22 protein-coding genes are annotated in these 21,983 nt (G+C 66.1%); 5 read left to right on the top strand and 17 right to left on the bottom strand.

Annotated features, from left to right (window positions below):
• Position 1: 1 nt before the first annotated feature.
• Positions 2-535, top strand: coding sequence for an isopentenyl-diphosphate delta-isomerase (gene idi, locus ACOQOU_RS03350; RefSeq protein ID WP_109768464.1), 534 nt, complete (start codon positions 2-4; stop codon positions 533-535).
• 205 nt (positions 536-740) lie between these two features.
• On the opposite strand, the gene pufM is transcribed toward idi, so the two are convergent.
• The 11 genes from pufM to ACOQOU_RS03295 all read right to left on the bottom strand — a co-directional run bounded on the left by pufM (position 741) and on the right by ACOQOU_RS03295 (position 10,891).
• Positions 741-1,733: a photosynthetic reaction center subunit M gene (gene pufM, locus ACOQOU_RS03345; protein ID WP_109768462.1), complete on the bottom strand. Its 993-nt coding sequence runs from the start codon at positions 1,731-1,733 to the stop codon at positions 741-743.
• A gap of 4 nt (positions 1,734-1,737) precedes the next feature.
• A complete protein-coding gene (gene pufL / locus ACOQOU_RS03340; protein WP_109768461.1) occupies positions 1,738-2,595 on the bottom strand; it encodes a photosynthetic reaction center subunit L in 858 nt (285 codons plus the stop codon).
• A 126-nt stretch (positions 2,596-2,721) separates the two neighbouring features.
• The gene (gene pufA, locus ACOQOU_RS03335) at positions 2,722-2,919 is read right to left on the bottom strand and encodes a light-harvesting antenna LH1, alpha subunit (protein ID WP_109768460.1); all 198 of its coding nucleotides are present in this window, start codon (positions 2,917-2,919) and stop codon (positions 2,722-2,724) included.
• A gap of 12 nt (positions 2,920-2,931) precedes the next feature.
• A complete protein-coding gene (gene pufB / locus ACOQOU_RS03330; protein WP_109768459.1) occupies positions 2,932-3,153 on the bottom strand; it encodes a light-harvesting antenna LH1, beta subunit in 222 nt (73 codons plus the stop codon).
• Between the two features lie 117 nt (positions 3,154-3,270).
• Entirely contained in the window at positions 3,271-3,492 is a 222-nt protein-coding gene (locus ACOQOU_RS03325; RefSeq protein ID WP_109768458.1) for a hypothetical protein, read from the bottom strand.
• Positions 3,493-3,540: 48 nt separating this feature from the next.
• Complete coding sequence (gene bchZ, locus ACOQOU_RS03320) at positions 3,541-5,001, bottom strand: chlorophyllide a reductase subunit Z (protein ID WP_306026608.1); 1,461 nt, start codon at positions 4,999-5,001, stop codon at positions 3,541-3,543.
• Between the two features lie 211 nt (positions 5,002-5,212).
• Positions 5,213-6,802, bottom strand: a complete 1,590-nt coding sequence (bchY, locus tag ACOQOU_RS03315) for a chlorophyllide a reductase subunit Y (RefSeq protein ID WP_109768455.1) — start codon at positions 6,800-6,802, stop codon at positions 5,213-5,215.
• A gap of 1 nt (position 6,803) precedes the next feature.
• A complete protein-coding gene (locus tag ACOQOU_RS03310; protein ID WP_109768454.1) occupies positions 6,804-7,808 on the bottom strand; it encodes a chlorophyllide a reductase iron protein subunit X in 1,005 nt (334 codons plus the stop codon).
• The gene (gene bchC, locus ACOQOU_RS03305; protein ID WP_306026609.1) at positions 7,805-8,746 is read right to left on the bottom strand and encodes a chlorophyll synthesis pathway protein BchC; all 942 of its coding nucleotides are present in this window, start codon (positions 8,744-8,746) and stop codon (positions 7,805-7,807) included. The genes ACOQOU_RS03310 and bchC overlap by 4 nt, the downstream gene beginning before the upstream one ends.
• Before the next feature lie 109 nt (positions 8,747-8,855).
• Positions 8,856-9,980, bottom strand: coding sequence for a methyltransferase (locus tag ACOQOU_RS03300; protein ID WP_306026610.1), 1,125 nt, complete (start codon positions 9,978-9,980; stop codon positions 8,856-8,858).
• 41 nt (positions 9,981-10,021) lie between these two features.
• Complete coding sequence (locus tag ACOQOU_RS03295; protein WP_306026611.1) at positions 10,022-10,891, bottom strand: polyprenyl synthetase family protein; 870 nt, start codon at positions 10,889-10,891, stop codon at positions 10,022-10,024.
• A 94-nt stretch (positions 10,892-10,985) separates the two neighbouring features.
• On the opposite strand from ACOQOU_RS03295, the gene crtD reads away from it, so the two are divergent.
• Together crtD and ACOQOU_RS03285 are read left to right on the top strand one after the other, a co-directional pair.
• Positions 10,986-12,557, top strand: a complete 1,572-nt coding sequence (gene crtD / locus ACOQOU_RS03290) for a 1-hydroxycarotenoid 3,4-desaturase CrtD (RefSeq protein WP_420578834.1) — start codon at positions 10,986-10,988, stop codon at positions 12,555-12,557.
• Positions 12,554-13,447, top strand: a complete 894-nt coding sequence (locus tag ACOQOU_RS03285; protein WP_306026443.1) for a carotenoid 1,2-hydratase — start codon at positions 12,554-12,556, stop codon at positions 13,445-13,447. Before crtD ends, ACOQOU_RS03285 begins: the two co-directional genes overlap by 4 nt.
• Here ACOQOU_RS03285 and ACOQOU_RS03280 read toward each other — a convergent pair.
• The 6 genes from ACOQOU_RS03280 to bchI form a co-directional block, all read right to left on the bottom strand.
• Positions 13,435-13,581, bottom strand: a complete 147-nt coding sequence (locus ACOQOU_RS03280) for a hypothetical protein (protein WP_158585294.1) — start codon at positions 13,579-13,581, stop codon at positions 13,435-13,437. The two genes, ACOQOU_RS03285 and ACOQOU_RS03280, sit on opposite strands and share 13 nt — an antisense overlap.
• A 3-nt stretch (positions 13,582-13,584) precedes the next feature.
• Positions 13,585-14,637: a phytoene/squalene synthase family protein gene (locus ACOQOU_RS03275; protein WP_109768450.1), complete on the bottom strand. Its 1,053-nt coding sequence runs from the start codon at positions 14,635-14,637 to the stop codon at positions 13,585-13,587.
• A complete protein-coding gene (crtI, locus tag ACOQOU_RS03270) occupies positions 14,618-16,150 on the bottom strand; it encodes a phytoene desaturase family protein (protein WP_306026442.1) in 1,533 nt (510 codons plus the stop codon). The genes ACOQOU_RS03275 and crtI overlap by 20 nt, the downstream gene beginning before the upstream one ends.
• A gap of 61 nt (positions 16,151-16,211) precedes the next feature.
• A complete protein-coding gene (gene bchO / locus ACOQOU_RS03265) occupies positions 16,212-17,132 on the bottom strand; it encodes an alpha/beta fold hydrolase BchO (RefSeq protein WP_109768448.1) in 921 nt (306 codons plus the stop codon).
• On the bottom strand, positions 17,132-18,967 hold the full coding sequence (locus ACOQOU_RS03260; protein WP_306026441.1) for a VWA domain-containing protein: 1,836 nt from the start codon (positions 18,965-18,967) through the stop codon (positions 17,132-17,134). Before ACOQOU_RS03260 ends, bchO begins: the two co-directional genes overlap by 1 nt.
• Positions 18,945-19,976 carry a magnesium chelatase ATPase subunit I gene (gene bchI, locus ACOQOU_RS03255; RefSeq protein ID WP_306026440.1) on the bottom strand — a complete coding sequence of 344 codons (1,032 nt, stop codon included), beginning with the start codon at positions 19,974-19,976 and terminating at the stop codon, positions 18,945-18,947. The genes ACOQOU_RS03260 and bchI overlap by 23 nt, the downstream gene beginning before the upstream one ends.
• A gap of 233 nt (positions 19,977-20,209) precedes the next feature.
• Here bchI and ACOQOU_RS03250 point away from each other — a divergent pair, with 233 nt between their 5' ends.
• Positions 20,210-20,659 (top strand): c-type cytochrome, encoded by a 450-nt coding sequence (locus ACOQOU_RS03250; RefSeq protein WP_109768445.1) that lies wholly within the window; start codon positions 20,210-20,212, stop codon positions 20,657-20,659.
• A gap of 496 nt (positions 20,660-21,155) precedes the next feature.
• A complete protein-coding gene (locus ACOQOU_RS03245) occupies positions 21,156-21,974 on the top strand; it encodes a cobalamin B12-binding domain-containing protein (RefSeq protein ID WP_306026439.1) in 819 nt (272 codons plus the stop codon).
• The last annotated feature ends 9 nt before the right edge of the window (positions 21,975-21,983 follow it).

Here is a 21,983-nt window from a genome sequence, read left to right as displayed (position 1 = left end):
GATGGACACGATACGCGACACCGACCCGATCATACCGGCCATCGCCGAGGACGGCTCTTTCTATCCGATCGGCAAGATGCAGGCGCATCGCGAAGCGGTGTTTCACCTGGCCGTCTCAGTGTTCGTCTTTTCGGGCGAGCATCTGCTGATCCAGCAGCGAGCGAAGCACAAATATCATTGCGGCGGCCAGTGGGCGAACACCTGCTGCACGCACCCTCACTGGGACGAACCGGTCGCCACCAGCGCGGCGCGGCGTCTGCGCGAGGAGCTCGGCTTCGGCGTTCCGCTCACCGAGCGACACGAGGTGGAGTATTCGGCCGATGTCAGCAACGGGCTGCACGAGCACGAGCGGGTGACGATGTTCATCGGCCATGCGGATCGCGACACTCTCGTGATCCGGCCCAACCCGGATGAGGTGGCGGCGGTGCGCTGGGTGACGGCGGACGAACTGCGCGCCGACATGGCCCGCGATCCTGAAGCCTATACGCCCTGGTTCCGCATCTATTGCGACCGGTTTCCGGACCTGAAGATCTGAGCGCCAGAGCGCTGCCGAACCCCCCAGGTTGCCGACACGAAAAAACCTCCGCTTCGCGTCCGAAGCGGAGGTTGCAGACCGGCCCGATGTTTGGAGGACAGTGACCGGCCGTCCGGTGCCGCCGCAAAGCCGGCGCCATGGCGCGCCGCCGGCCGTGCGGCATGCCGGGCAGGCGGGGTGCGCCCGCCCGGCAGTTACCCTGATTTTAGTTGCCGTCTCCCCAGGACGACCGGGTCGAATCCGGCGTGATCGGCCACCAGCTGGCATCCTCCGGCACGATGCCGTGCTTGATGCCCCAGGCCGTCCAGTCGTCGACCACCGTGCCGGTGAGCAGGATGCCGATGCCGCCGGTCAACACACACAGCATGGCGAACCACCAGGCCCAGCGGTGGATGGACTCCATCGTCGCATTGAAGCCCATCGTCCAGCGCCAGAACAGCGCGCCGCGCTCGGCGGCCGTGCCCCGGTCGGTGATCTGTTCCAGTTCGCGCTCGGCGCCGTAACGGCTGGTCGCCAGAATGGTCGCGCCATGCATGGCGAACAACAGGGCCGATCCGTACAGGAACACGATCGACAGCATGTGGAACGGGTTCCAGAACAGGCTGCCGCCCCAGATCAGCGAGAAGTTGTTGGTCCAGTCCAAATGGCTCAGAATGCCGAACGGCACGGCCTCGCTCCACGAGCCCATGGCGATCGGGCGGATGAAGCCGAGCACCAGATAAAGCCAGATCGCGGCGGCAAAGGCCGCCGGCACGTGAAGCCCCATGCCGAGTTCCACCGCACGCCGATACATCCGGGCCCACCACAACAGGATCGATGTGGTGATGAAGAAGCCGGCGATCAGCCACCAGCCGCCCTCGTTGAGCGGCGGCATGACCTTCAGCCCGTATTCGGGCGGCGGCGGGTCGAGCGTAAGCCAAGGCATTTCGAGGACGAAACGCACCGGGTTCCAGTCGACCTGGACCCAGTAGTTCAGGCCGATGATGACGAAGCCGATCGTGAAGGTGACCAGCGAGGCGACGCCCAGAAAGCCCAGATAGATGGGCCCGAGCTGGGCGTTGCCGATCTTGCCGATCCACCAGGAGAAGGTGGCCGACTTGGTCCGGTCCATCCCGCTTTCGATCGGAATGCCCATTTCAGGCTGCGTGCGCACCTGAACGGTGGTGAAGATGTTCTGATATTCGGGTAGCAGGCTCATCGTTTCATCCTTCCGCCCATCTCAGCGAGAGATTGCGCAGCGGCTCCCACCATTCGATCCACGAGCCGCCATAGATCGGCCCGGCGGAAATGAAGATGCAGACCGCGCTCCAGAACCCGGCATTGAGCGCCAGTATGAGGCCCAGCCGGTGGATGCCCAACGTACCGATCGAATAGCCGATCGTGTCGCGGAAATAGGTGTCTTCGTGCTCGGGCGTCTTGACCTCGGCGGGCTCCTTCTTCAGCGAATTGTGGTTGGACGGGTTGGCGGCTGAAAGGATCAGGCCGCCATGCAGCGCCAGCGCGAAACAGGTCGTGAAGAAGAATGTGATCGCGATCATGTGCGCGGGGTTGTAGTGGAAATTGCCGTACTGATAGCCGGTGTCCCACACCCATTGCAGGTGGCTCATGATGCCATAGGGGAAGCCGTGCCCCCAGGCGCCGAGCAGGAGCGGCCGGAAGACGACCAGCGTCACATAGGCGAAGATCGCCACGCCGAACGCGAACGGCACATGATAGCCGATGCCGAGCTTGCGACAGATTTCCACCTCGCGCAGCGCCCACGAGACGAAGGCGCCGACCGCGCAGATCGTGATGATCTGCCACAGGCCGCCTTCTGACAGCGGTGCGAGCCCGAGCCCGTACTCGATGGGCGGGGGGTTGATCGAAATCAGCCAGATGTTCCAGGTGGGGCCCAGCGATGCACCATAAATGATGAGCGCCGTGCCCAGAGCGGCAAAAAACACGGTCGTGACGCCGAAGAAGCCGACGAAGAAGGGACCGACCCAGAAGTCGAACAGGTCCCCGCCAATCAGCGTCCCGCCGCGAACGCGATATTTCCGCTCAAAACTGAGCATTGCCATGGTTAGCCTCCAAAAGCGGATGCCGGCAGAGAGCCGGTTCCGCCCAATAACGGTTGATCGGCGGCGGGCAGACCTGCGGGCAACGCGTGCCCTTCGGCGATGCCCGCCACCTTTTGTGTCGCAGCGTCAGCCGAGCATGCGCGGCGTGGCCGCCGGCAACTCGCTCGTTTCCATAGCTGCACCCCCGACGGGGTTGCCTTCGAGCCAGTTGTAGCGGTCCGTGCTGAGCAGAACGAAATGAATCAGAACTGCCAGCGAGAACAGGAAGACGCCCTGTACGACCAGCGTTTTGCGCGGGTCGAAGACCATCCAGATTCTCCACATGTTGCTACTCCTTTACGAAAGCATGGGCAGGAGGGCCGACACCGTCTGGTTGACGCTCTCGAGAGATGCGTAACCTTCCGGTCCCGGAATCCAAGGCCGCCAGAACCAGACAAGAAGATGCGCCACCACCGCGATTGCGGTGAAGATCGCAAAACCTTGCATGTAGAAGCCGTGGAACTCCTGGGCTTCGCTTTCCGTCATGCCGGACAGCGAAACGCTTTGTGGACTAGACATATATAGACCTCCTAGTCACGGTTGCCGCGGTGCCCCCGCGGCGGGGTGCTTCGGGACCGGTGCTGGCACCGTTCCGTCCGCGTTCACCGGATTTGACCCCGGTGAATTCGACATCGGTCACACCAAAAGGGCGTAACCGGCGGCGGCGCGGGCCGAAGACAGCGCCTCCGAAAAAACGGTCTCGCCGACCGGTGCCTGCGCGCCGGTGCGCTTGAGCGCGGCCGCGGCGAGGCATGGCAGGAACGAAACGGCCACGAGCGCCCGGTATTCGAGCCGGTCCCGCCGCCGCACGCTGCGGTGATGGCGGGCGGCCTTGATCGATGGCATCGGTGTCGTCATCGCGTCACTCCTTTCGCCCGCGCCCGGCGCGGACTTGCTGGTGGCCGGTCATGCGGCCTTGCCCGTCACGGCCTGAAGCCGCGCGCGTTCGACATGGGATCGGTCGACACGCTCGGCATTCTCGTTCTGGGCAATGGTTTCGGCGGCATCGCGCAGGTTCTTGGCTGCGGAGATGCGCACCAGGACAGGTTGCGCCTCGACGATCCGGTCGAGGTCGGATTGGGCTTCAACGCTCCATGGCATGGAGCGGTTGACGCGGGCCGGTGTCGCCTCGACCGAGTCGAGATCGGTGGCGAGCGGGATGATGTTGAACAGCGCGTCGAACAGGCCGTTGCAGACTTCCTGGATCATCCAGGAGGCGCCCGAATAGCCCATCACAGGGGTGCCGGTGTGGCGGCGGATGATGGCGCCGGGAAACGACAGCGGAATGTAGATCGCCTTGCCGCCGGTTTCGGCCAGATACATGCGCTCATTGTAGGAGCCGAACAGGATCAGCGGCGGCGTGTCCTTGATCGCCTGCCGGATCGCCTCATTGTCGGGCTTGATTCCGGCGCGCCGCGGATAGGAGAAGGTGCAGGGCAGGCCCATCTCGTCGGCGAGGAAATTGCGGACGCCGCGCTCATAGGTTTCGCTGGCGACGATGGCGAAGGAGGCGGTGGCGAAGAAATCCTGCGTCACCGAGCGCCACAGATCCCACATCGGTTTCAGCGTCGTGTGCTTTTCGCGCTCGATGAACGGTTCGGGATCGAGGCCCAGCATCTCGCCGAGCGTGCGCAGGAAAGCCGTGGTCGAATGGATGCCGATCGGCGCCTGCAGATAGGGCCGGTCGAGCGCCTCGCACAGGCCGCGGCCGAACTCGCGATAAAGGCACACATTGGCGTGCGCGTTGGCGAGCCTGGGCACATCGGCAAGGTGCGAACCAAGCGGGAAGGCCATGTTGACCTCGGCGCCAATGCCCTCGATCAATCGCCGGATCTCGGCCAGATCGGACGGCATGTTGAACGTCCCGTAGATCGGCCCGATGATGTTGACTTTGGGCTTTTCGCCTTCCTTGACGTCCTTCGGTGGGCGCACCTTGCCCTTCTTGGGGCCAAACTCCGTCCACAGCCACTTGATCGCGCGGTCGGCGGACTGCCACTGGTCCTCGTCGATCGTGCGCGGCAAAAAGCGCTGGATGTTGGTGCCCTCGGGCGTCACGCCGCCGCCGATCATTTCGGCTATCGAGCCGGTGACGACGACCGCCGGAAGGTCGGGATCGAGCACGGCGCGGGCGTTCTTCATGGACTGTTCGGTGCCCGTCTGGCCCAGTTCCTCTTCGGCAAGGCCGGTGACGACGATCGGCAATTCGTGCGGGGGCAGGGCGTCGGTGTAGTGCAAGACCGATGTGACCGGCAGGTTCTCGCAGCCGACGGGACCGTCGATGATCACCTGCAGGCCCTTGATGGCGGTGAAGGCGTAGACCGAACCCCAATAGCCGCCGGCGCGGTCATGATCGATGATCAGGGTCATGGCGCGGCTCCCGTGATGACGGGACTGCCTCCCCCTTGAGGGGAGGCACGAGAAGCAACCTTCGGGCTTGCCCCGAAGCGAAGCTGATCGGGTGGGGGTAACAATTGGGCGGTATCGGTGACTTTCACCCCCACCCGGCTCTGTCGCGCTTCGCGCGCCACTCGCCGATGTCCCCTCAAGGAGGAGGTTGGGAGCGATGTCTTGACCATCTTCATGTGCCCACCGCCTCGCCGGAATCGACGGCGTTCTTTGCGATCTTCGTGCGGGCCGCATATTTCTTGCGGAATGCGGTGTTGATTTGCGGCGTGTCTTCCCAGACGCCGGCCGTGTCGCCGGTGCCGACGCCCTCGAAGAACGCGGTCATCGCGTCGAAACGCGCCTTGTTGGCGATTGCGGCGTTGATCACGGTGGCGATCGAGCCGGCACCGGCCGGGCCCATCAGCGGCCGCGCCGAGATCAGGTTGGTGAAGTAGAGAGCCGGCGTCGAGGCCTGTTTGGCATGCTGGACGACGGGTGTCGTGCCAATGGCCAGATCGGGCTTGAATTCCTCGAATGCGGCGATGTCCTGTTCGAGCGAAGCGCGGAAATTGACCTCGACACCCTTGGCGGCGAGCCATTCGGCATCGTCTTTGGACCAAGGCGTTTTCGGGCAGGCGGTGCCGACATAGCGCAGGTCCGCGCCCGCTTCGACCAGAAGCCGACCGACGAGCAGTTCCGACCCCTCATAGCCCGACAGGGTGATCCGGCCCTCGATGGGGTTTGCGGCCAAGGCGCCGCGGGTGGCGTTCACGAAGGCGTTGCGCGCCGCGTCGATCTTCGCCTTGGCGACATTGGCCTTGTCGCCGATGGCCTGGAGCCAGGAATCGACGCCCTCGGCGCCCACCGGGGCGGAACCGACGATGGGCCGGCCGGCGGCGGTGAACTCGCGGAAGCTCGCTGTGTAGAAGGGATGGATGCCGGCGACGACGGCGCAGTCGAGCGCCGCATACAGTTCGCGCCATTCACGCACCGGAACGACCGGACCGCATGCCAGGCCCATCGGCTCCAGCATCTGGCCGATCACCACCGGATCGGCGGGGAACATCTCGCCGACGAGCGTGACGGTCGGGCGTTCCTCGATGCCCTCGCGCGGCGCCAGAACCGGGCCGGCGGCAGCCTCGGTGCGGGCATATTTCAGCATCGCGCCGGAGAGAACGTCCTTGGCCTCGGCATGGGTCGGCACGCCGAAGCCGGGCACGTCGATGCCGACAATGCGCACGCCATCGATCTGCTTGGGCAACGCCTGCAGCGGGATGCCCGATGCGGTCGGCACGCAGAGGTTGGTGACGACGATCGCGTCATAGTCTTCGGGCTTGGCCATCTCGTGGACGGCATCGCGAATGTCTTCGTAGAGCTTGCCGGTGACGAGCGTTTCGGAATTGAAGGGCACATAGCCGACCGAGCGGCGCGCGCCGTAAAAGTGGCTGGTGAAGGTCAGCCCGTAAACGCAGCAGGCCGAGCCCGAAAGGATCGTGCCGACGCGGCGCATTCTCAGGCCGACGCGCAAGCTGCCGAAGGCCGGGCACATCGATTGCGGCTGCTCGTGCGGGCCCTTGGGATAATCGCGCTCGAAGCCATCCATCAGTCCGGCATTGCCGGCGGCCTTTGCGGCCGCCTTCATCTGCTCGGGGCCGGCATGGCAGCCGGCACCGTCGATCGCCGATTGCGCGGCGGCCTGACGCGCCAGTTCCGCATCCCTGTCGGGCGCAGGCTCGGCGTCCTTGGGGATGTGCGGATCGCGTATGAGCGTCGTCGTCGCCATCTCAGACCTCGTCGTAGACGACTTCGAGCGACGGCTTGTCGATCTTGCCGGCAGCGCACATGTCGTCGATCGTCGCGGGGGTCAGGACGAAATCCGCGCCGGTTTCCTCGGTGTCGAACAGGGCCAGCAACCCGTCCTGGGTCAGAGGCGCGGGCTGGTGCGGCGGCGCTTCGCAGAGGTTGTCGGCCAGTACGCCGAACAAGTCGCCCCACTGGCCTTCGGGATAGCCGATGATCTGGTAGTTGGCGCTCTTGCGGCGGATGTCCTCATTCTGCGGGATCGCGGCGAGCACCGGGATGCCGACGGCCTCGGCAAAAGCGGCCGCTTCGCCCGTGCCGTCATCCTTGTTGACGACCATGCCGGCGACGCCGACATTGCCGCCCAGCTTGCGGAAATACTCGACCGCCGAGCAGACATTGTTGGCAACGTAGAGCGATTGCAGGTCGTTGGAGCCGACGACGACGACCTTCTGGCACATGTCCCGTGCTATGGGCAGGCCGAAGCCGCCGCAGACCACGTCGCCCAGGAAATCGAGCAGGACATAGTCGAAATCCCAGTCGTGGAAGCCGAGCTTCTCGAGCGTCTCGAAACCGTGAATGATGCCGCGCCCGCCGCAGCCGCGCCCCACTTCGGGACCGCCCAGCTCCATGGCGAAGACGCCGTCGCGCTTGAAGCAGACATCGCCGATGGCGACTTCCTCGCCCGCTTCCTTCTTCTTGGACGAGGTTTCGATGATGGTCGGGCAGGCCTTGCCGCCGAACAGGAGCGAGGTGGTGTCCGACTTCGGATCGCAGCCGATCAGCAGCACCTTCTTGCCGGTCTGGGCGAGCATGTAGGAAAGGTTCGCAAGCGTGAAGGACTTGCCGATGCCGCCCTTGCCGTAGATCGCGATGATCTGCGTTTGCTTCTTCACCTCACCGGTCGGGACCGGATCGGGCTCTTGCGCGGCTTCGTCGCGCAGCTTGTCGTACATGTCGGCGCCGGGCCGGCTCATGGAGTCGGTCATGCGTCTTTCTCCCAGGTCAGAACCATTTTCGTGCAGGCCGGATCGTTGAAGGCCGTCCGGTAGGCCGCGTTGGCGTCTCTGGCGGACGCTTGATTGGAAATCAGGCCCGAAAGGTCGAGCTTTCCGGCCGTGACGAGATCGAGCACGGCATTGACATCGCCGGGCTGGAACTCGGCCGCGATGCGGATCGAGGCCTCGCGCATGAAGGCGGGCGGGAACGTGAAGCTCAGCGGCGTGCCGTAAAAGCCGGCAAGGACGATCTGCCCGCCGCGGGCAAGGCGCGGGACGCACCGGTCGATGATCGCCGGATCGCCGCTGGCATCGATGATCGTTGCGTAATCGCGGCGGTCGTCGTCATCGCCATTGGTGACGGCATAACCGGTCGCGCCATCGCGGCGCGCTGGATTGATCTCCCAGACCGTGGGCGCATCGGCGCCCAGCGCCATGGCGATCCGGGCGAGCAGCCGGCCGACCACGCCATGGCCGATTATGAGGCCGGGCAGGGCGACACCGGGCAGCGTCAGAGCATGATGGGCGGTGGCCGCAAGGGCCAGAAGCACGGCGTCGCGGCCGAGCGTTTCGCTGACCGGGTAGACCTTCTTGCCGCCGACGACGACTCGCGCGGCGCTGGCGCCGAACAATGGCCGGACATCCTCATAGCAGCGCGCACCGGGCACGAAGACCAATTGTCCCTCTGAGAGGCCGCACCCGTCCGTCACCTCGCGCACGCGGCCGACGCCTTCGTAGCCGGGAACCAGCGGGTATCCCATGCCCGGGAAAGTGGGCATCGTGCCGTCCCAGAGCATCTTCTCGGTGCCGGTCGAGATGCCGCTCCACAACACATCGACGACGGCGTCGCCGGGCTGCGGCGCGGTCAGGCCCACATCGCGCAGGGCGATGGTCTCGGGCTTTTCCAGAACGATCGCGTGTGTGTTCATCGCTTACGGGCCTGTCCTCGATGAGAGGTTCAGACTCTGCCTCCAAGCGTCATCCTAGAATTACATCCAAATGTGTCAACTAATTTTTACACATTTTCGACCACGACCCCTATTTGCGTGCGGACACAAGGCCGGCGACCACTGGCATTCGGGTTCGGCGTTGTCGCATGTGCCGGAAACCAGCAGCCTGAAGCAGGGCGAAGATGTCGTCGGGCGCACGGCAGCGGCCCGAGCGCATGGCCATCAGATAGAAGGTGAAATAGGCGGCGACCTGCCGCGCACCGGGCGCGTCGCCGGCCATCGGCTCGCCGATGATCAGCGTGTCGCCGTCTTCCATCGCCTCGTGAATGGCTGACAGGATGCGCAAAGCAGCGGCATCGTCATGGTCGTAGAGGACGCGGATCAGCGCATAGCAGTCCGCGTCGCGCGGCAGCGCGTCGTCGAAAAACGATCCGCCATGGACGGTCAGCCGCCCGGAGAGCGGCCCATTGGCCAATCGCTGGCGGGCGGTTTCGGCAACGGCGGGCAGATCGAACAGCGATAGCTCCAGGCTGGGCCAGCGGTTGCCGGCGGCCGTGACGAAGGCGCCGCTGCCACCGCCGACATCGAGAAGGTGCCGATGCCGGTCCATCGGATAGGCATCGAGCACTTCCTCGATCACCATGTCCTGGCTGATGCGCATCAGTTCGGAATAGGCCGCGCCGTCTTCGGCGCCGACCGTGCCGCCGACATAGGACCAGAAGCGGGACGTTTCGGTTTCGGCCGGAGGATCACGCAGCAGCGCGACCGGATCGGCGAGGTCGCGATAGACGGCACCATGGTGCCGGATCATCGCGGTGATGCCGGGGCTTTGCGTGAGAACGGCGCCATGATCGTCGAGCGTCCAGCGCCCGTCGCTCGTGCGGGCGACGAGGCCGATCCCTTCGGCGGCGCGCAGCAACCGATCGGCGGCATCGCCCGGCAAACGCACATGGCGAGCAAGGGCGGCAGTGTCTTTTGGATCGTCTTCGAGCGCCGCGAACAGGTCCAGTTCGACACAGGCCAGCAGCACTTGAGAATTGACGAATCCGGCAGTGAGGGCAAACAGCTCATTGGCACGCTTGTTGGTGATCCGCCGGAGGATCGGCCAGTTGCGGGCGCGGCGGCGGAATGCCGGATCGGCGATCATCCGGTTTCGCCAAGTGCGAATGCGGTCGGACAGCGATGCGCGCGAAGGGGTTGCCTTGCGGCTCATGGCTGGCTCCGGCGGGGCATGCGCAGCGTCGGCCATGGCCGTCAGGCGGCGCGGCTCGCAAGGCTCTCGGGCATCAGCCGCTTGGCTTCGCCGGCGATCAGGTCGCGCAGCATCGGTGCGCCGGGGCAGTCGGGTACGGCGGCGACGGTCCGGCCGACCAGGTCATGCAGCCTTGCGATCGTGGCGTCGAGGCCACCGGCGGCAACCGCATTGGGCCGGCCGTTGGCGTCGTCCTGCCCGCAAGGCTTGCCGATCTCGGCTTCATTGGCGGCGAAATCGCGCAGATCGTCAGCCACCTGATAGGCCGCGCCGAGCGCGTCGCCCATTGCGCGCCAGGTCTGCGGGTCGGCGCCGGCGGCAATCGCGCCGGCCATCGTCGCGCCGGTGAACAGCGAGGCGGTCTTGGCGCGGTGATATTCGACCAGCGGGATCTCGTCCTCGCTCTCCCATGCCTGGCCGGCGACCAGCCCGTGCGGCATGCCGACCGCCTTGGCGACGGTTCCGGTGAGCGGTGCGATCAGGTGGGGGGTGCCGACGCATTGCCGGGCGATGGTTTCAAAGGCGGAGATGATCAGCGCATCGCCCGCCAGAAGCGCCAGCGGCTCCGAAAAGGCAGAGTGGACGGCGGGCTTGCCGCGGCGGATATCGGCATTGTCGAAACAGGGCATGTCGTCATGGACGAGCGAGGCGCAATGCAGCAGTTCAATCGCCACGGCAGCGGCGTCGGACGCCTCGGGATGGTCGTCACCGCACGCCATCGCAACGGCAAGGCACAGGCGCGGGCGCACCCGTGCTCCGCCGGGAAACACCGCATAACGCAGGGCCTTTGCGATCTTCGGCGGCTGGTTGCCCGCCGTGGCGTGCTTGATCGCGGTTTCAAGGGCGCGCTCGATCCGCTTTTGCATGTCCATGGCTGGCTCCCGATCCGATGCCGTTCGTCAATTTACAACGACATAAAAGACTGTAAAGTAAAATTGACACAACGGCGGAAAATGTCAACGCGGCATGAGCAGACACGCGCAGCGCGAGCGGATCATCGTCATCGGGGCGGGCATGGGTGGGTTGGCCGCGGCGATCGGTCTGGCCGGACATGGCTATGATGTCCTCGTTCTGGAGAAGGAGGCGGCGCCCGGCGGCAAGGCGCGGCACGTCATGGTCGGCGATGCGGCAATCGATGGTGGGCCAACCGTCTTCACGATGAAATGGGTGTTCGACCGGTTGCTGGAAGGATCCGGGCAGCGGCTTGAGGATGTGGTCGACATTGGCATGGCAAAGGTTCTGGCGCGCCATTTCTGGACCGATGGCACGAGGCTCGATCTGCACGCGGATATCGACCGGTCGGCCGAGGCGATCGCAGCCTTCAGCGATGACGCCAATGCGGCGGGCTACCGCCGCTTTTGTGCCGACAGCCGGCGCATGTTCGAGACGCTGAAGGAACCGTTCATGGCCGACCAGCGGCCGAACATGGCACAGTTCCTGTGGCGGATCGGGCCGCTTTCGATCCACCGGCATCTCGCGCTCAGGCCGTTTCAGACGATCTGGTCGGCGCTGGGCGGCTATTTTCCCGATCCGCGCCTGCGCCAGCTCTTTGCGCGCTATTCCACCTATGTGGGCTCGTCGCCCTTCATGACGCCGGCAACGCTTATGCTCGTCGCCCATGTCGAGCAGGACGGGGTGTGGATGGTCGATGGCGGCATGCATGCGCTGGCCAAGGGGCTTGTGCGGCTCGGCGAGACGCGCGGCGTGGGTTACCGGTTCGGCGCCGGCGTCAGCCGCATCGTCACCCATGAGGATCGTATCGTCACCGGTGTCGTGCTCGATGGCGGCGAGGCGATCGAGGCAAGTGCCGTCGTCTTCAACGGCGATGTGTCGGCGCTGGCAAACGGCGCGCTCGGCACGGCGGCGCTCGCCGCCAAGTGCAAGCCCGTCACGCCGGCTGAGCGCTCCCTTTCGGCGATGGCGTGGACCGGGCTGATGACGGTGCCGGAGTTTCCGCTGGTCCATCATAATGTGTTCTTCTCGCCGGACTATGCCGACGAGTTCGGAGCGATCTTCGAGCGGCGCGCGACAACAGCAGCGCCGACCGCCTATATCTGTGCGCAGGACCGTGCGAGCGACGGCACGCTCAGCCCCGAGGCGCGGGCGCGGGGCACCGAGCGCGTGCTGATGCTGATCAATGCGCCGGGCGACGGCGACATGACAGAGTATGACGATCAAGAGGCCGACAAATGCCTGACACTGACCCTCGACCAACTTTCGCGATGCGGCCTGCACATCGACCGGACGGCGCTGGAAGCCCGGGTGACGACGCCGGCGTCGTTCAACCGGCTGTTTCCGGGCAGCGGCGGGGCGCTGTACGGACGGGCGTCGCACGGCTGGATGGCGAGCTTTCGCAGGCCGGGGGCGAGGACGGCCCTCAAGGGCCTCTATCTGGCGGGGGGCAGCGTTCATCCGGGGCCGGGCGTGCCGATGGCGACGCTTTCCGGCATGCTGGCGGCGGACGCTTTTCTGTCGGACCGGTTTTCGACGCCATCGTTCCCCGCGGCGGCTATCTCTGGTGGTATGTCGATGGAATGAGCGCCTGCGGGCGCTACGGCGTCTCGGTGATCGCCTTCGTCGGTTCGGTCTTTTCGCCCTATTACGCCTGGCGCGGGCGGCGCGATCCGGACGATCATGTGTGCATCAATGTCGCGCTCTACGCGCCCGGGCGCAACCGCTGGACGATGACCGAGCGCGGCCGCGGCGCGATGAGCCGCGATGCCACCCATTTCCGCGTCGGACCGAGCCAATTGACCTGGAATGATGGCCGGCTGTCGATCGATTTCGACGAGATCGCCGTGCCGCGCCCGCCGCGCCAATGGCTGCCGCAGCGGGTGGCGGGCCGCATCGTGCTGACGCCGCACGCGATCACCGATCGCGCGTTTCCGATCGACGCAGAGGGGCATCAGCGCTGGTGGCCCATGGCGCCGTCGGGCGACATTGCCGTCAGCTTTTCGAGGGGCGGCATGCCCGACTGGTCCGGCCATGGCTATCTCGACAGCAATTGGGGCGAAATCGGGCTTGAAGACAGTTTCGCGCGCTGGGACTGGGCGCGCGGCGAACTGGAGAATGGCGAATCGGTGATCCTTTACGACACCGAGCGGCGAGACGGCTCGCGCGGTTTTCTGGTCCTGCATTTTGGCCGCGACGGCACGATCACCGAGCGCGACGAACTTCCCCATACGGCGCTGAAGTCCGGCTTTTGGGGCGTGGCGCGCGGCGCCCATGCCGATCCGGGCCATGCGCCGGTGCTGGTCGAAACGCTCGAGGACGGGCCGTTCTACCTGCGCCAGACGGTCGACACGGTGCTGTTCGGCCAAAAGGTCCGGCTGATGCATGAGAGCTTTTCGGGCCTGCGCTTTGGCAATCCGCTGGTCAAGGCGATGCTGCCGTTCCGCATGCCGCGCCGGGCGCGCTATGGCTCCTGATCGGCCTTTGCTTCGGCCTCAAGCCGGGCCTTGAGCGCGGCCTTGTCGCGTTTCAGCGTGCGCATCTGCCAGACATAGAAGACGGCAAAGCCGACGGCGCCGAAGATCACCTCGATGATGCCGAGATTTTCCACCGGTCACCCCCGCTGCGCACCGGCGAGGCGGACCTGCCGCTGCCGGTCGCGGGCGTCGCCCATGATTTCCAGCATGCGGCCGAGCTTGGCGTCGATGGTGCGCGGCGGGACCGGATCGGACGAAGCGGCAATGTCGACGAGAAAGGCGGCCGAGGGGTCGGCTGGGACGCTCGCGGGCGGTCGCATGGGGAACGGCATCAGTGTGGCGACGGCGATCAGTTCGCCCTTGCGGCGGCGGCTGGTGTGGGCGCGTGTGTCGATGGAATTGTATTCCGCCGCACCGATTTCCCGACCGATTTCGCGATAGACGAAGGCCGCACTGCGGATCGCCGGCCGGCAGTCGAGCGGCAGGCCGGCAACGCCGGTCAGCGCCCGGTCGTACAACGCATCGGCCTCGCCCAGAAGGCGCGCGACGACGCGGCCGAGTTGTGGCGTGAACCTCGGCGCATCGATCAGGGCCCGCGGGTCGACGCCTTGCTCAGCCAGCCAGTCGAGCGGCAGGTAGATGCGGCCGCGCCGCGCATCCTCGCCCACATCGCGCGCAATGTTGGTCAGTTGCATGGCAAGGCCCAGATCGGCGGCGCGTGCCAGAACGGCGCGGTCGCGGCAGCCCATCGCCATCGTCATCATGACACCGACGGTCGAGGCGACGCGGGCCGCATAGGCTTTCACATCGGCGAAGGTGCGGTATTCGCGGCCCGCTTCGTCCCATTCGAAACCTTCAATCAGGGCCAGCGGCACCTCGATGGGGATGTGATAGGTCTGAACGACTGCCGCGAAGGCGCGGTCGCAGACCAGATCGATCGGACAGCCTTCATAGATCAGCTCAAGCCGTCTTTTGAGGCGCTGCGATGCGCGCCCGTCATTGCCCGCATCGTCGACCAGATCGTCCGACGAGCGGCAAAAGGCGTAAAGCGCGCGCGCGCCGAGACGGACGTCGCGCGGCAAAAGACGCGAGGCGGCGTGAAAGCTCTTCGAGCCGGCGCGAATCGATTCGTGGCACAGGCGCCGGTCGCGCGCGCTCAGAAGCGGGGTCCTACGCGCGTGCGGTGGCATGGGGCACCAGCTTGTCGAGAATGGCCGCCGACGAGACGACACCGGGAAGGCCCGCGCCGGGATGGGTTCCCGCGCCGACCATGTAGAGATCGCGCACTTCCTCGGAGGCGTTGTGCGGGCGGAACCAGGCAAGCTGGAAGATGGTCGGCGCCATGCCGAAAGCGGCGCCCTTGGTCGACAGGAGCCGGTCGCGGAAGTCCAGCGGCGTCGTCAGCTTCGTCGTGACGATCGCGTCCGACAGGCCTGGCATCATTGTCTGTTCGAGATGATCCTGTATGCGTTGGCGATAGGGCTCGGCCGTGGCATGCCAATCGGTGTCGCCATCGAGATTGGGCACTGGCGACAGCGCGTAGAACGCGTCACAGCCTTCCGGCGCCACCGACGCATCCGATGCCGACGGCCGATAAAGATAAAGCGAGAAGTCGTCGGCCAGCACTTTCCTGTCGAAGATGTCGGTCAGCAGCCCGCCATAGCGCGGCCCCATCAGGATGGTGTGGTGACCGATATCGTCGTAGCGGCGGCTGGTGCCGAAATACCAGACCAGAAGGCTCATCGAATAGTTCATGCGCCGCACCTTGCGGTCGGTCCAGCGTTTCCGCTTGTGGTTGCGCAAAAGGTGCGTGTACGTCCAGCCGGCATCGGCATTGGAGACGACGCAATCGGCGGCGACGGTCTCGCCGCCAGCAAGACGGACGCCCTTTGCCGCCCCCTCTTTCACGATGATCTCATCGACCTGCACGCCAAGCCGGAAACGCGCGCCGTGCCGCTCGGCCAGATCCGCAATGCCCCTGGCGAGCGCGCCGGTGCCGCCCATGGCATAGTGCACGCCATACTCGCGCTCGAGAAACGAGATCAGGCTCATGACGCCCGATGTGCGCATCGGATTGCCGCCGATGAACAGCGGATGGAAGCTCAGCGACTGGCGGAGATGGTCGTTTCGGACATATTTCGACACAAGAGCGTGCACCGAGCGGTCCGCGCGCCGGGCGACGAGGCCGGGCATCTGCCGCACCATCTCGGCGAGCGAATGGAACGGCTGGTCGATCATCTTCTGAAAGCCGGTCCGGTAGCACTTCTCGCTTTCGACGAGGAAATCCTCGTAGCCGTCAATGTCATCGGGCTCGAACGCGGCGATTTCTTCGCGCATCTTGTCTTCGTCGGACCAGCAGCGGAAGGTCCGCCCGTCATCGAAGCGGATCGTGTAATAAGGCTCCAGCGGCTTGAGCGTGACATGGTCTGCCATGCGCTCGCCCAACAGCGTCCAGAGCGCCTCGAAGACGAATGGCGCGGTGATGATGGTCGGCCCGGCATCGAAGGTGAACCCGTCCTGCCGGTGGACGTATCCGCGCCCGCCGACATCGTCGAGCTTGTCGATCACGGTGACGCGATAGCCGCGCGCGGTCATGCGCACTGCGGCGGCAAGTCCGCCGAATCCGGCACCGATCACCACCGCGTGGGGACGCTGGTCAGGTCCGGTTTCGACCGGCGGAGGTGTCTGGTGAACGGTCATCATGACCCCAAGTAAAGACACGGGCTGCCGCTTTGGCAACTGCCGGGGAAGGATGAAAGAGCGCTCATTGCGCCGCCTCGGCGGTATCGAGAAGGCCGGCGGTACGCGCCGTTTCCTCAATGATTTCAGCAAACTGGTGCGGGGCGGCCTCATGCGCCAGGTGCCCGCCCGACGGCAGGGACAAGATGGTGGCCGAGTTTGTCAGCGTCGCCGCATGTCGCGAGACGCGCGGCGGCACCATCCGGTCGTCCTCGTTGACGATGAGCGTCGTCGGCGTCTTCAGGTCGGCCAGCCGGCGCTGCAGCGGCTCGAGATTCCAGTTGGCCATCATGCCCAAGGCCCCGGCGACATGGGACGGCATGCCGACGAGGGTTTCGTAGTGGCCGATCGTCGTCTCGTCGAGCGCCGATCCGGTGTTGGCCAGGAGCCGGCGGGGCAGGCGCGTGTGGCGCGCCTGGAAGGCCACTGTATGGGCGGTGAACGGGTTGACGAAGAGCGCCTTGGCCAGCGGCGAGAAGATGGCATTGCCTTCGATCGGTTCGAGCGCGCTGTTGAGGCCGATCAGCGCGGCCGGTTCGATCCGGCCGCCGAGCGCCATCTCGATGAGAATGGCCGCGCCCGCCGAGTGGCCGGCGGCGATGGCGGGCGCGAAATCGAGCGTGTCGAGCAGTCCGGCCAGCGCGTCGGCCATGCCGGGCAGGGAAAGGACGCGGCCGCGCGCCTCGGAGGTGAAGCCATGACCGGGCAGGTCGGGCGCCAGCACGTCGAACCGTTCGGCCAGCAGCCGCATCAGCGCGCCGAACGAATGGGTCGATGCGCCCGTGCCGTGCACAAGCAGGCATTTGGGAGCGCCGGCCTCGCCCATGCGCTGGACATGCCAGACAAGGCCGGCGGCCCGCACGAACCGGCTGTGCTCGGCGTTCGGCCATCGGCCCTCGACCGCATGCCAGCCCTCGGGCGGGGCGGGGTCGGCCGGGGCGGCCATCAGCGCGGCGCCTTCAGATAGTTCGAGACGATGCCGGACATGGCGCCCGCATCGGCACGCGGCAGCGTGACATAGTCGGCGTGCATGGCTTCTGCGAGGGTTCGGGCGCTGTCGCGCGGCCGCCGGGCAATGTCGATGATCACCGAACGAATGCCGGTCAGGGCCGCACGCCGGGCCATCTCTTCGGCATCGGCGCGCGCCGCCTGACGATCCTGCGTGCCGTCGAGCGCCACATTGCCCTTGCCGTCGGTCAAAAGCACGATCAGCGGCGACTGGCCGCGCCGCCGGGCGCGATCGGCAAGATCGAGTGCCTGGCCAAGGCCGGCGGCAAGCGGGGTCGGGCCGCCGCCGGGCAGGGCGGTCAGCGACCGCTTGGCCCTGACGAGCGAACGGGTCGGCTCCAGCAGCACGTCGGCGCCTTCGCCGCGGAAGGCGACCAGCGCGACCTGGTCGCGGCGGACATAGCAATCGGCCAGAAGCAGTTCGACGCAGCCCTTGGCCTCGCCGAGCCTTTCGAGGGCGGTCGAGCCCGATGCGTCGACCGCAAAAATCGCAGTGGACTCGGTGTTGTGGGCGTAGCGGACATAGCGGAAGTCGGACGGTCGCACGCAGAGCGGTTCCCCGGGTGTCCAGGCGGGCAGGCCGCGCGCCTTGCGGCGGATCATCTGCCAGGGCGCGGCGCTCCGAAGGGTGGCGACGACGTTGGGCCGGGCGCCGGGAAAGGGCGGCCGGGTGACCAGGCCCGCCGGCCGGCCCCGCCGGGCGCCCTGGCGCACCGCGCCCGATTTGCCCGCCGCGCTCTGCGCGCGGGTGCGCGTCATGTTGGCCTGGTGGAACAGGGCCAGATCGAGCTTGGCGCCTCGCGTGGCGGCGATGGCAAGGTCCTTGAGCTGTTCGGGGTCGAAGGCGGGTTCGGTCTCGCTGTCCTGCTCGGGCGTGTCGGGTTGGTCGCGCTGGCGTTCGTCCCGGGACGGCGCGTCGTCTGCCGGATCATCGTCCGCGCTGCTGCCGTCCGCCTGATCCGCCGGCGCCTCGATCATCGCGCCGCAGGTGAGCCGCAGCGCCGTTGCGACATCGTCCGGCGAGGCTTCGGAACGGCCGGCGGACGCGGCAAGAATGCGGGCGGCCAGCATGGCCTGGGCAGGCGCGCGCATCGATGCGCCGCGCAGCATGGCGGCGACCGCAACGATCGTCTCGGCCAGCGGGTCGGCGATGGTGACGGCCTGGACTGCGCTTTCGTCCGGCGGCTGAGGCGTTTGCCGTTCGATCGTCGCGTCGCCGATCGCGATGCCGTCGAGACGGACGCGCAATCCCAGCCGGTCGGCGACGGCACCGGGCAGCGCATGATCCTCGTCGCCGTCGCTTTCATCGAGCGCGACGATGCCGAATCCGGGTGTCGCGTCATGGGCGCGGGCGATGATGCCGGCGGTGCCTGGCGCGAGCCGTTCGGCCATGGCGACGATCAGGCAACCGCCCCAGAGCGTCTCGAGCAGACCGGCTTCGTGCACGGGCGTGCCGCCGGCCAGTGTCGCGGCAATGTCGATGCCGCCGGTCAGGCGGCCGGCCGACACGGCGGGTGTGATACGCTTGACCGGGGTGGTCGCCGGGAGCATGGCACGCGTAGCGTCCAACCAGCGGTCGCGAACCGGCGATGCGCGGGCGATAACGTGGATGCCGCCCAGTGCCGCCGGCGCCGCGGCAAAAATCCGCGCCGCGCACAGCGCGTCGGCCCAGGCCGGATCGCCGGCGCTGGAATGGTCGGCCGAAGGCGCAGGCTCGGCCGCCGGTGCCGGGAAATCCGCCGGGCCGCTTTCAAGCATGGCCGGCGGCGCCATTGGCCACCTCGCCGACGGCGCGCTCGACCCGGACCGCCGAGCCCGCCTCGTCGAGCGGGTCGCGGCGCAGCCGGTGCCGCAGGGCCATGGGCGCGATGGCCACCAGATCGGCCTTTGTCACCTCATTGCGGCCGGCGAGGGCGGCGCGGGCGCGGGCGGCCCGCATCAGGGTGAGTTCGCCGCGCAGTCCGTCAACGCCGAGACGCAGGCATATGTTGGCGGCCAGTTCGAGGACGGCGTCCGGCGTCTCCACCTGGTCGAGCATGGCTTGTGCCTTTGCGACCTTGCGCCGGACGGCTGCGTCCTTGCGGCTCCATGCGCGGACAAACCCGTCCCGGTCGCGCTCATAGGCTTCACGGCGGCGCACCACCTCGACCCGCTCCTTGAGCGTATCGGGCGAGGCGACATCGACCGACAGGCCGAACCGGTCCAGTAATTGGGGCCTGAGTTCGCCCTCTTCCGGATTGCCCGAACCGATCAGCACGAAACGGGCGGGATGGCGCACCGAAAGGCCCTCGCGTTCGACAAGGTTGACGCCCGACGCCGCGACATCCAGCAGGAGGTCGACCAGATGGTCTTCGAGCAGATTGACTTCGTCGATATAGAGAAAGCCGCGATTGGCGCGCGCCAGCAGCCCCGGCTCGAACGCCTTTTCGCCAGAGACCAGCGCACGCTCCAGATCGAGTGCGCCGCACACGCGATCCTCGGTGGCGCCGAGCGGCAGATCGATGACCGGGGCCGGTTCGGTGCGGACGCGGGGCGGCTTGTCGCCGGTACACGCAGGACATATGTCGACCGGCTTGTCCGGCTGGCAATTGTAGCGGCAGCCTTCGCGCAGTTCGATCTTCGGCAGAAGCGCGGCCAGGGCGCGCACCGCGGTCGATTTGCCCGTTCCCCGGTCGCCGAACACCAGAACACCGCCCAGGAGCGGGTCGACTGCGGCCATCAGAAGGGCCTGCTTCATCTCCTCCTGGCCGACGATCGCGGCAAAGGGAAATGGTGCCGACATGAGTTGCTCCCCGATCTGGCTTCCAAGTGTCAATTTCAATTGACATTCTGGCATGGCAAGTCGTCGATTTCCACGACGTTTTTCCCGCCGGTGAAACCAACTAAAGTTGTAGCGCGTTAACGGGTTGGCGCGAAATCGCGCCACAACCGCCGCGGTCACACCTGCAAGCTGTTGACGCGTCTCATTGGGGTGCTAGGTGTAGCCGCGAAGGGATTTTAACCGGAGGAAACCACGTGAAATCGCTTAAGACATTTCTTTTCGCGGCGGGCGCCGTGCTCGTATCCACATCGGCGCACGCCATCGACGGCGATCCGGCGGCCGGTGAGCAGGTGTTCCGCACATGCAGCACCTGCCATAATGTCGAGGAAGAGCGCAACAAGGTCGGGCCGCACCTGGTCAATGTGATCGGCAGGACGCCCGGCACCGTCGAAGGTTTCCGTTACTCGAAAGCGATGACCGAATTCGGCGAGAGCGGCGCGGTCTGGGACGAGGAAACGATCGCCGCCTATCTGGCCGATCCGCGCGGCTATGTGCGGGGCAACCGCATGGCGTTTGTCGGCCTGAAGAGCGAAGAGGAAATCGCCAACGTGATCGCCTATCTGGCGCAGTTCTCCGAGATGTCCGAAGAAGGCGAAGCGGCCGAAGAAGCCGAAGCGGCCGAAGGCGAAGCGGCCACCGAATAGATTCCGCAGCGACCGGATATCGACCCGCCGGCTCCTGTCCGGCGGGTCTTTTCTTTTTGCAGCGCACGCAATGGCTGAACATCGCGGCATTAGACTGATGTCTAATGCCGCGATGTTGCTTCGAAAGGTGGCCGGCCGGACCGCAGATGACGTGTTCCGCGGTGGCGATCCCCCGGCGGAAGCCGGACACAACGCCTTGTTTATGCGCCGTTTACCGCCGTCACGAGCCGGCGTTTCCACTTTCCCCGAGGGCATGATGTCCACAAGGACGATTTTGTCGCATGTTGCTCGCCGGCTCTCTCGTCTCCCGTCAAATTTCATCATAAGATGTTTTCGAGCGTGCGGTCTTTTCCGCCGCTGAGGAGGCAAAATGTCAGGGCGCCGGCAGACACCGGACGACCCAGTGGAGGCCAACGATAATGCCGGTCAACCGGCACCGGATTTCCGGTATACACTGCTGAACACGCCCACTGTCGATCGTCGACTGGATACACAATTGCTCGAGCGTGCCATCAAACGCCATGTGGCCGCGCAGGTGGGCGAGGTCGCGGCGCCTTCTGGCGGCGATGATGACCGCGTTGGCCGGCTCGATCCCGAGACGGTCCTTGAGGCTTTCCTTGTTTCCGATCAGGCCTTTCTCGATTCAGTCGTGCCGACGCTGCTGGACAGCGGCGTCAGCCTTTCGGCCTTCTACAAGACAATCGTGCGCCCCGTTGCGGCCAAGCTTGGCGATCTTTGGTGTGAGGACGAGGTCGACTTCGTCAGGGTCGAGATCGTGTCGACGCGGCTGCGGCTGATGTGCAATCAGCTCGTGACGCGGCGCATGGCCGGCCGGACGCCCTGGCACGAAGACGGGCGCCGGCGCATCCTGCTGGCCAACACCGGCGGGGATCAGCACACGCTGGGCTTTTCGATGGCCGAAGCCTTCTTCCAGGACGCGGGATGGAACGTCGATGGCGGCGCCGATCTCCGGCCGGGCCCCGACTATTACGATACGCTGCAGGCCGGCGACTTTCCTTTCGTGGCCATTGCCTTTGCGCGCGACGATGCGTGCGATCCCACCGACATGGTCGCCCGGACCCGGCAGGCCTCCGCCCGCCGCGACGTCAGGATTTGTCTCGGCGGCGTTGCCGTCAGTGCAAGTCCTGATCGCTACCGGGCTGCGGGCGCCGATATCGTCGCGCTGGACGCGCTCGACGCCGTTCGGCAGGCCGAGGGATTGCTGGCCGTTTCGCCATGGGAAAAGGCCGGTCATGCTGCGCCAGCACCCGCCGACAACGGCGCTGGCGCAGGTCGGGCCGACAAAGGCAGCTAAAGACGAACG

It is taken from the genome of Oceaniradius stylonematis (assembly GCF_965223445.1).
Lineage (GTDB): Bacteria > Pseudomonadota > Alphaproteobacteria > Rhizobiales > Rhizobiaceae > Roseitalea > Roseitalea stylonematis.
The sequence above is the reverse complement of the archived record's forward strand: the minus strand, read 5'-3'. Positions and strand labels throughout refer to the sequence as shown.